Source organism: Stutzerimonas stutzeri (assembly GCF_000952685.1).
Classification (GTDB): domain Bacteria; phylum Pseudomonadota; class Gammaproteobacteria; order Pseudomonadales; family Pseudomonadaceae; genus Stutzerimonas; species Stutzerimonas stutzeri_E.
Window position 1 is genome coordinate 386,182 of record NZ_JYHV01000014.1, and the last position, 9,447, is coordinate 395,628.

At 61.8% G+C, this 9,447-nt stretch carries 11 protein-coding genes; 7 read left to right on the forward strand and 4 right to left on the reverse strand.

Features of this window, described 5'->3' with window-relative positions:
- Positions 1 to 91 precede the first annotated feature (91 nt).
- On the forward strand, positions 92 to 937 hold the full coding sequence (locus tag UF78_RS08660) for an AraC family transcriptional regulator (protein ID WP_045161716.1): 846 nt from the start codon (positions 92 to 94) through the stop codon (positions 935 to 937).
- 70 nt (positions 938 to 1,007) lie between these two features.
- On the opposite strand, the gene UF78_RS08665 is transcribed toward UF78_RS08660, so the two are convergent.
- The 3 genes from UF78_RS08665 to UF78_RS08675 form a co-directional block, all read right to left on the reverse strand.
- Positions 1,008 to 1,595 carry a LysE family translocator gene (locus tag UF78_RS08665; protein ID WP_045161717.1) on the reverse strand — a complete coding sequence of 196 codons (588 nt, stop codon included), beginning with the start codon at positions 1,593 to 1,595 and terminating at the stop codon, positions 1,008 to 1,010.
- A gap of 88 nt (positions 1,596 to 1,683) precedes the next feature.
- Positions 1,684 to 2,325 (reverse strand): DUF1109 domain-containing protein, encoded by a 642-nt coding sequence (locus UF78_RS08670; RefSeq protein ID WP_045161718.1) that lies wholly within the window; start codon positions 2,323 to 2,325, stop codon positions 1,684 to 1,686.
- Complete coding sequence (locus tag UF78_RS08675; protein ID WP_045161719.1) at positions 2,322 to 2,888, reverse strand: sigma-70 family RNA polymerase sigma factor; 567 nt, start codon at positions 2,886 to 2,888, stop codon at positions 2,322 to 2,324. Before UF78_RS08675 ends, UF78_RS08670 begins: the two co-directional genes overlap by 4 nt.
- Before the next feature lie 214 nt (positions 2,889 to 3,102).
- Between UF78_RS08675 and UF78_RS08680 the strand changes: the two genes are divergently transcribed.
- The 6 genes from UF78_RS08680 to UF78_RS08705 all read left to right on the forward strand — a co-directional run bounded on the left by UF78_RS08680 (position 3,103) and on the right by UF78_RS08705 (position 7,645).
- Positions 3,103 to 3,375: a DUF2282 domain-containing protein gene (locus UF78_RS08680; RefSeq protein WP_045161720.1), complete on the forward strand. Its 273-nt coding sequence runs from the start codon at positions 3,103 to 3,105 to the stop codon at positions 3,373 to 3,375.
- A 15-nt stretch (positions 3,376 to 3,390) separates the two neighbouring features.
- Positions 3,391 to 4,233, forward strand: coding sequence for a DUF692 domain-containing protein (locus UF78_RS08685; RefSeq protein ID WP_045161722.1), 843 nt, complete (start codon positions 3,391 to 3,393; stop codon positions 4,231 to 4,233).
- Positions 4,230 to 5,024 carry a DNA-binding domain-containing protein gene (locus UF78_RS08690; protein WP_045161723.1) on the forward strand — a complete coding sequence of 265 codons (795 nt, stop codon included), beginning with the start codon at positions 4,230 to 4,232 and terminating at the stop codon, positions 5,022 to 5,024. Before UF78_RS08685 ends, UF78_RS08690 begins: the two co-directional genes overlap by 4 nt.
- Before the next feature lies 1 nt (position 5,025).
- Complete coding sequence (locus tag UF78_RS08695; protein ID WP_045161724.1) at positions 5,026 to 5,499, forward strand: DoxX family protein; 474 nt, start codon at positions 5,026 to 5,028, stop codon at positions 5,497 to 5,499.
- A gap of 115 nt (positions 5,500 to 5,614) precedes the next feature.
- Complete coding sequence (locus tag UF78_RS08700; protein WP_045161725.1) at positions 5,615 to 6,286, forward strand: HAD family hydrolase; 672 nt, start codon at positions 5,615 to 5,617, stop codon at positions 6,284 to 6,286.
- A 96-nt stretch (positions 6,287 to 6,382) separates the two neighbouring features.
- Positions 6,383 to 7,645 carry a DUF2254 domain-containing protein gene (locus UF78_RS08705; protein ID WP_045161726.1) on the forward strand — a complete coding sequence of 421 codons (1,263 nt, stop codon included), beginning with the start codon at positions 6,383 to 6,385 and terminating at the stop codon, positions 7,643 to 7,645.
- A 354-nt stretch (positions 7,646 to 7,999) separates the two neighbouring features.
- Here UF78_RS08705 and UF78_RS08710 read toward each other — a convergent pair whose 3' ends face one another.
- The gene (locus tag UF78_RS08710) at positions 8,000 to 9,370 is read right to left on the reverse strand and encodes an IS1182 family transposase (RefSeq protein WP_045161088.1); all 1,371 of its coding nucleotides are present in this window, start codon (positions 9,368 to 9,370) and stop codon (positions 8,000 to 8,002) included.
- Positions 9,371 to 9,447 lie beyond the last annotated feature (77 nt).

Genomic DNA, 9,447 nt, shown 5'->3' on the forward strand with positions numbered 1-9,447 from the left:
ATTTGCTCGACGATGGCGCCCTGCGCTGCGGTCAAGAGCGCCATTTTCGGCTAACCTGAACCTTCTCGTAGCAGCCTGTATCAGCCCCGTCATGCATCAGCCAAACACCACAGATCAGCGCCCGCTTGCTGGCTCCAGCTTCTGGCGGGACCATTCGTTGCCTTTCATCGAGTCGCGCAGCGTGGCGGACGGACGTCGCGTCTGCTATGCGCGGCACAGCCATGAGACTTTTTCCGTCGGCTTGATCGACAGCGGCACCAGTACCTACATCAATGGCGATCAACAGTGCCGCATCGATGCGGGCACGCTGGTGCTGATGAATCCAGGTGACGTGCATGCCTGCAACCCGATTCGCAATCAGCCCTGGGCGTACCGCATGCTGTATGTCGATGCCGACTGGCTGAGTGATCTGCAGGATGAACTGGGCATGGGCGGTGCGGGGTTTCGCTGCTTCGCGCCGATTCTAACGCGTGATTCGGAGCTGCAAGCCGGTTTCAGAAAGTTGCATGCGGCATTGACCGATGACCATGCCGACCATTTGCACAAGCACAGCACCGCGGTGGAGTTCTTCAGCGCCATGCATCAGCGCCTGGGGATGCAGACCACGGCGCCGGCGAGCGATCCGAAGCTTAGGCGTGCAGCCGAATTCATTGCCGACAACTACCAGCGTTCCCTCAAGCTGGAAGAAATCTGCTCGACGGCCGGTGTGTCGATATCGAGCCTGATCCGGTCGTTCAGGAAGCATTACGGAATGACGCCGCACGCCTATCTGACCAACCGTCGGGTTCAGTTCGCGCGAGCGGAATTGCGCCGTGGCGTGCCGATCGCCGAAGTGGCGTTGGCCGCGGGCTTTGCCGACCAGGCGCATCTGCAGCGCGCCTTCAAACTGCTACTGGCGGCAACGCCAGGGCACTACCGTGGCCAGCGTCGTGCCTAGGCGGATGTATTGGACGACCGGCCTGGTGCCCGCTATCGCTTGACCTTCGACCGGCTAGAACACCAACACGTTAGAACGCCAATAGGTAGACCGCGCAACCAATCAGCAGGGCCGCCATCACCCGGTTGAACAATCGCAGCCGCGCGGCATTGTTCAGGTAATGCCGCAGAAAGGTGCCGGCATAGGCCCAGCAAGCCAACGAGACGTAGCAGATCACGAAGTAGATCGCCGCGAAGCGCCATACCGAAGGCAGATCACCGGCGGCCGCGAACAACCCCATTCCGGCCACCGAGGCCAGCCAGGCCTTTGGATTCAACCACTGCATCATGGCGCCGTAGAGCATCGTCGGCCGCAGCGCCGGCTTTTGGGTGTTCAGACGACCGTCGTCGCGCGCCAGCCGGTAGGCCATGTAAATCAGGAATGCGACGCCGGCCAGCCGGATGGATTCCGTCAACCAAGGCCATCGCCCCAGGACTTCGCTCAGCCCGAGACCGATCAGCAACAGCAGCAGGGTAAAGCCAATGGTGGCGCCGCTGACATGGCGCATGGCGGCACGCAGGCCGAACTGGGCGCCACTGCTCAGCGCGACGATATTGACCGGGCCGGGTGAGATGGAAGAGGCCAGCGCAAAGGCGGCCATAGAGAGGAACAGGCTCATCGAAACTCCTAGTTTCACGCAGGGATTACAGCGCGAAGATAGGAGGGGGCGTTGCGTCGGTATTGAACGAAATGCGCGTCGTAACGGTTTACCAGCGCAGCAGTCGCGGCCCCAACAGGGTGCCGATGACGGTGGGTACCAGCATGCCCAGTACGTACCAGACCGCCCAGAAGGCCACGCTCATCTCCGGGCAATGCAGGCTGTAGGCCAGCGTCGCCATCGAGCCGGCCAGCAGGCCGCTTGCCGCTCCGGCCAGGCGCAGCCGGGTCGGGGCCAGGCCTCGCATGGCCCAGAACACCGTGAAGAGCGCCGGTATTGAAAGCACGGCGATATTGACCGGACAGCTTCGCCAGGTACTGCCGAGCACCAGTGTCCAGCGACTCTCGGCCGATACGCTGAGCAGCAGACCCGCTGCCGCCAACCACACGGCACCCACCGGCAGGCCGATCACCGCCCAACTGCCGCCAGCGCGTACGCCGGGCCGAGCCAGGCGGCTGGTCATCATCAAGGCGCCACCGAGCAGCGAAGCGGGCAGCGCCAGTTTGCCCCAGAACAGCGGCTTGGCGGCCACGTCGGCGAGGTCCGGGCGCACGCCGAAGAGCGTCAGCAATACCAGCAGAGCGAGGAACAGGCCGATCACAACGGCGAGACTGAAGCGCTTGGCGACGATCCGAGGTTCGACGGGCGGCACATTGCTGGCAAGCATTGAAATCAGGTCGTCGGTTTTCATCGGGAATCTCTAATCAGGGCGGCCAGCGCCTTCAAACCACGGTGCACGCCGACCTTGACGGCCGATACGGACAAACCCGTCAGTGTGGCAGTCTCGTCCACTGACAGTCCCTGCAGCTTCACGTGAAGAATCGGCAAGCGCTGTTTATCCGGCAACTGTTCGAGCAGCCGGGTCAGATCGCGCTGTGCCTGCTCGGCGTGGTGATCCTCTTCGGCAAGCAGCATCGCGTCGTCGTCCAGCGGGTCGTTGAGCGCCTCGCGTCGTGCATGGGCGCGGAAATAATCCATCAGCTTGTAACGCGCAATGGCCTGCACCCAAGCGGTCAGCGGTTGGTCGGCGCGGTAGGTATGGCGCGCGTTGTGCACCGCCAGCAAGGCCTCCTGCAGCAGATCTTCGACGTCCGCCGAGTGCAATCTGCGCCTGAGAAAGCTGCGCAAATGCGCACCGAGCAAGGTCAGGAACTGCCGATAACACGCCTCGTCACCCTCCAATCCCCGCAACAGCAGCGCTTGCAGGCGGATCTCGCGCGCCTTCAATGCCTCATGGTGGGTAGTTCGTTCCATCGGGTGCTCTGGTTACAAGGGGAGAGATCTTTCGCTGCTGCGATTCGCTGGGTTCAATGAGCCATCAGCTTGAGGCGTCGATACGGTAGGGCCGGCCGAAAAAAATCTCAAAAATATTTTTCTGCCCTGTAACCGTTACCCCGCACCTTACGAACTATCGATTGAGTGGCCAGCAAACCCGCTGGTCGCATCTGCGAACCGAATGGAGAACCACATGAATACTCTCGCTCTTACCGCTGCTGCCGTTGCTCTCGCATCCCTTGCCGCCGGCGCCACGGCGGCCGAAAAAACCGAAGGCGCCATGGAGAAGTGCTATGGCGTCGCGCTTGCGGGTCAGAACGATTGCAAAGCGGGCGCCGGAACAAGCTGCGCTGGCACGTCGAAAATGGATTACCAGGGCAACGCGTGGAAGAACGTTCCGGCCGGCACCTGCACCTCGATCGAGACCCCCAAGGGCATGGGCTCGCTGACGCCTATCGAATCCTGATCGCCTACGCTGCCGATGATCATGTCAGCTCACTTGGGGGCCGGTCTCAGTCTCAAGCCCGAGTACTACGAGGCGGCGCAGGCTTGCACCGCCTCCGGACTCTGGTTCGAGGTGCACCCGGAGAACTACATGCTCAGCGGCGGCCCTCGTCTGGCCTGGCTGGAAGCAGTTGGGGCGCAGCATCCGCTGTCGCTGCACGGCGTGTCGTTATCGCTGGCAGCGGATTGCCCGCCGGACGAGTCGCATCTGCAACGCCTCAAAACCTTGGCCGAACGCATTCGGCCAGCCCTTGTTTCGGAGCACCTCGCCTGGTCCGTCTGGCGAGGTCAGTACCATCCCGATCTGCTGCCGTTTCCACGCACGAACGCCGCGCTTGCGCGGATCGTCGATAACGTCCAACGCACTCAGGATGTTCTCGGCCGGCAGATCGCCGTTGAGAATCCCAGCCATTACATGCGCATTGAGGGGCACGAGTGGGATGAGATTGATTTTCTCGCCGAGCTGGCCAGGTGCAGTGGTTGTGGCCTGCTGCTGGACATCAACAACGTCTATGTCAGCGCGCATAATCTCGATTTCGATGCGTTTGCCTATGTCGATCGCTTCCCGGCTCAAGCCGTGCTGGAGGTACACCTGGCCGGACATAGCCAGGATCCGCAAAGCGACTCCGGTTTACTGATCGATTCCCACGACGCACCGATCACCGGGGCGGTCTGGGCGTTGTATCAACGACTGATCGGACGAATCGGCGCGCGACCCACGCTGATCGAACGTGATGATCAACTACCGGCTTTCACCAACCTGCTGGGCGAGCGCGATTGCGCGCAGCGATTGCTGGATCAGCAGAGGAGGGTGGGATGAGCGTGTCGCTGGGACAGTTCCAGGACGCCTTCGTCGAGGCCCTGCAGGGTGTCGAACCGGTGGATTCCAACGAAGCGCATGGCATGATCGCGGCGCTCACGGCTCAGCCAGGCTTCGCGGTCTATCGCAATACGGTCATGAAAGGCTGCGTGGATGCGCTGCGGGCCAACTTCCCAACGGTCGAGCGGCTGGTCGGCGCCGAATGGTTCGCCGCCGCGGCCGCCCACTATGTCAGGCGCTCGCCCCCAGTACTGGCGCAACTGATCGAATACGGCGTCGGCTTCGCAGACTTCCTGCAGTCCTTCGAGCCTGCACGGGAACTGCCCTATCTGGCCGGCGTGGCACGCCTCGACCGGCTTTGGATCGAAGCGTTCAGCGCGGCGGAACAGGCACCGCTGACACTGTCCGCATTCGCCGCACAGGCGCCGGAAAAACTCGCCGAACTGCACCTCAGACCAAGCGCCGCAGCACGCTGGCAGTGGTTCGCATTGCCTGTCTTCACCATCTGGCGCTGCAACCGCGAACAGCTGGACGTGCCCCGATCACTGGTCTGGCAGGGTGAAGGCGCGGTGCTGTGCCGTCGGGATGGGCGCGTTGTCTGGCAGCCGTTGGGGGCTGGCGGTTGCGCGTTTCTCGATGCGTGCGCCGCGCGATGCCGACTGGACGAAGCGTCGACCCTGGCACTGCAAGCCCAACCCGATCTGGACTTCAACGACCTGCTGGCACGCCTGTTCGAGGCCGGCGTATTTGCCGCTGACCCCAGCGGCACGACGAACAACCGAGGCGATTGATATGGACACGCCACACAGCACCTCAACCACCGCCCCATCGTATTGGCTTCAACGCTGGAATCGCGTCGCTGCCTGGCTGCAGGCCATTGTCAGCGACTCCGCATTGTCACTGGTCGCCCGTCTGGCGATTGCCGCCGTGTTCTTCTATTCCGGCCGGACCAAAGTCAGCGGCCTATTGACGATCAAACCGGGCACCTACGACCTGTTCGAGACCGAATACGCGTTGCCGCTGCTTTCGCCCCATTTGGCCGCGCACCTGGCGACCTACGCCGAGCACCTGTTTCCGCTGCTGCTGGTGTTGGGCTTGCTGGCGCGGCTATCGGCGCTGGCGCTGTTGGGCATGACGTTGGTGATTCAGGTGTTCGTCTATCCTGACGCCTGGCCCACCCATCTCACGTGGATCGGCCTGATGCTGGTGGTGATCGGTCGCGGGGCGGGCTGGTGGTCGCTGGATCGGTTGCTGGGGATTCGCTGAGCGATTCGCCAAGTGACACGGATGCGCCGCTAAACTCGACGGGTTTGTCGCAGTCCAACGGCTGTCTGCGCATTCGGAGGCATCCTGCCGACCGCGCCCCAACTCAGGAGACCCGATGGCCACTATCGAGCTGCTGATCAGCGATTGCGATGGCGTGATCGTCGACAGCGAAATCATCAGCCACCGCGTGTTGTTCGAGGCCTTGAGCCTGCATGTACCCGCTGACCGGTTGGGCGAGGCCCTGGAAGGGACCTTCGGCCTGACGGTACCGAGCATCATCGATCTCATCGAGAAGCGCTTCGACCTGCAAATGCCCGCCACCTTCGACGCCGACCTGCGTCGGCAAAGCGAGAAGGTGGTGGCCGAGGAGGTCCAGGCGATTCCGGGCGTCCGCGAAGCCTTGCTTGCCATCGATCTGCCGCTGGCGGTGGCATCCAACAGCCGTCTGCACAACGTCGAGGCGTCGCTGCGTCGCGCCGGGCTGACCGAGCGCGTCGCGGGGAACATCTTCTGTGCCGATATGGTGCCATCGCCCAAACCGGCTCCGGACGTCTATCTACTGGCTGCCGAGCGCATGGGGGTGGCGCCGGGGCACTGTCTGGTGGTCGAAGACAGCCCGACCGGTGTGCTGGCGGCGCGCATTGCCGGGATGCAGGTGATTGGTTTCACTGGCGCCAGCCACATTCCGGCCGGCCACGACCAGGCGTTGCGTGAGCTGGGGGTGTCGGCGGTCATCAGCGATATGCGGGAGCTGCCGGCAATGGTTGCTCGTTTCCTGGAGCATTGAGGGCCCGATTGCGGCTAAGGACAACAAACTTCCAATCTTGCGCAACGGCCTGGGTCTGATCTTGTCTGTACTGAAACCTACGGATTGGAGTGGCAGATGGTCGAGCGCTGGAAGTGGTTTCTCATCCGTATCAGCAAACGACCCTGGTTCAGGGCCAGCCTGTTCTCCGTCCTGGGTGTAGCGACTGCGCTGGTGGCCCTGGCGGTGGCGCCCTATATTCCCGACGACGTACCCGCCAAGATTGGCTCAGACGCGGTCGATAACATTCTCAACGTACTGGCTTCGAGCATGCTCGCGGTGACCACCTTCTCGTTGAGCATCATGGTCGCGGCCTACGGTTCGGCGACCAGCAACGTGACGCCGCGCGCCATCTCGCTGTTGGTGGAAGACCCCACCACGCAAAACACCCTGTCGACGTTCATCGGTTCGTTCATTTTCAGCCTGGTCGGCATCATCGCGCTGAGCACGGGACTTTATGGTGCGCAAGGGCGTGTGGTGTTGTTCGCGGCGACGATCATCGTGGTCGTTCTGGTTATTTATGCGCTGCTGCGCTGGATCGATCAGCTTTCAGGGCTGGGCCGAGTCGCGGAAACCACGGCCAGGGTCGAACGCGCTGCGACACGTGCACTGTGCCAGCGCATGGAACAGCCCTATCTCGGCGGACGCCCGCTTGAGGTGGACCCCAGGGGGCTACCAGGTTCGCGTCCCTTGTACGCCGAGAAGGTCGGCTTCGTGCAACACATCGACATGCCTGCGCTTGGCGAACTGACCCGGTCGGCGCACAGCTCGGTCTATATCTGCGTGCTGCCCGGCGTGTTCGTGGAGCCCACCCAGCCGATCGCCTGGTCCATCGGTATCGATGAGAAATGTGACGGCGCGCTGCGCACCGCCTTCGTCATCGGCGCGCAACGGACCTTCGAGCGCGACCCGCGTTTCGGCATGACCGTAATGGCGGAAATCGCTTCTCGCGCCTTGTCGCCAGGGATCAACGATCAGGGCACCGCCATTGACGTCATCGGCCGCGGCGTTCGCGTGCTGTCGCACCTGCGCCGGCGTGCAGCGCCCGAGAACCCGAAGTTCGAGCGGGTGTTTGCCCCGGCATTGAGCGAGGCGGACATGCTGAACGATTTCTTCACACCGATCGCCCGCGACGGCGCAGCGATCGTCGAAGTGGGGCTGTGCCTGCAACAGGCATTGGCGTCGCTGGGACGGCTTGGCGATGCCGCGACCATGGTCGCGGCGCATCGGCAGGCTGAGCTGGCGCTCAAACGTGCTGAAACGGCGTTGACATTGGCGGATGATTGGCAGCGTGTACGAAACGCTGCAGCCAATGCCGAGCTGACTGATAGCACGCTTTAGGCGGTGGTTGAGACCTAACCAGGTTGCCGATGGGTGTTAGCGGCTTCGGCCGCTGGGCCGCCTTTGCGTCATTTTTCCTCGTATTGTCTCGCTTGCATCGCCTGATTTTTTTGACGGCTTGCTAGAGCCAGTGATGTCGCGGGGCGGACTGAATTCGGCCAAAGATTGATCTTCGCAACTGGCTGCTTTCGGCCGATTCTGTTGAAAAAGCAGGTTTAGCGGCAGCCAGGCGGTCGGATGTACCGGCTGTCGAAGTGGCTGCAAGCCACTTCAAGTTGCCTTTCGGCGTTTCGCTGAGCGTCATTGCTCAGCTCTGAGGGTTAATTTGAGGGTTTCTGCTCGCAGCAGGCGTACCTATCCCATTAATGGTGGCCCTTGAGGCAAAAGCTTGGCCATGCGGCGCAGGTTCTGCACCGTCGCCGCCAGGGTGAATTCATCAGTCGCACCCGTCAGACCGCGCAGCCGTAAGCGATCAAGTTTCATTATCCGCTTGAGGTGGGCGAATAGCATTTCCACCTTCTTTCGTTCGCAGCGAGAGACTAGGTATTCCGGTGTCTTGGCGATACGTCGAGCCACGTCGCGGGCAGCCTCATGGATGCTGCGGACGATCTTCCGAGTCGGCGTGTTGGGGCAGCACTTCGCTTTCAACGAGCAGGTGGCGCAGTCGGTTTGGCTGGAGCGGTAAATGATGGTGTTGGCCTTGGTCACCCGCGATCTTTTCTGGGTGAAGGCGCGCCATTCACTGCGTAGTGGTTTGCCGGCTGGGCAGCGATATTCATTGGCTTCCTGGTTCCAGTGGAAGTCGTTACTGGAGAGGCTGTCGTCCTTGCGCTCGGTCTTGTCCCACACCGGAACATGCGGCTCGATGTCCTTTTCTTCTACCATCCAGGCCAGCATCGGGGCGATGCCATAAGCGGTATCGCCGATAAGGCGTTCCGGTGTGAGATCGAACTGCGCTTCGACACGCTCGACCATCGTCCTGGTCGAATCGACTTCGGCGGTACGGTGCGCCGAGGTAGCTTCCACGTCCATGATCACACCGTGCTCAGTGTCGATCAGGTAATTCGTGGAGTAGGCAAAGAAGGCCGGGCCGCCTGGTGCTGCTGTCCAACGGGACTGAGGATCGGTGAGCGAAATTTTCTTAGGAAGAGCCTCAGCCAGCGCCTCTTCATCAAGGGCTTCGAGGTACTCGCGCACGGCGCGACTGCTGAGCTTTGGATCGTTCCAATCGACTTCATTACCCGCCATGCCACGTTGGCGGCTAGCATCGGCCTTGATGATGCTGGCGTCCACAGCGAAGCCTTCGCCTTTGACCAGGCCAGCCGCCATGCAGCGGCGCAGCACCTCATTGAACAACCAGCGGAACAGGCCACTGTCACGAAAACGGCCGTGTCGGTTCTTCGAGAAGGTCGAGTGATTGGGTACTTCGTCTTCCAGACCCAGCCGGCAGAACCAGCGATAGCCAAGGTTCAGGTGCACCTCTTCGCACAATCGACGCTCGGAACGAATGCCATAGCAGTAGCCGACGACGAGCATACGCACCATCAATTCCGGGTCAATCGAGGGACGCCCGATGGGGCTATAGAAATCCGCCAGGTAGGCGCGCAGATCACTGAGATCCAGGCATTGGTCGATGCTGCGCAGGAGGTGTTGGGGCGGGACGTGATCTTCCAGATTGAACGAGTAAAACAGGCGCTGCTGCCCTCCCGGTAACTGTCCCATCATGCTGTTCGCCCCCACGCTCACTGACAGAGCAATTTTGCCGAAGGCATGGGGAAGCAGCTACTTTTTCAACAGAATCG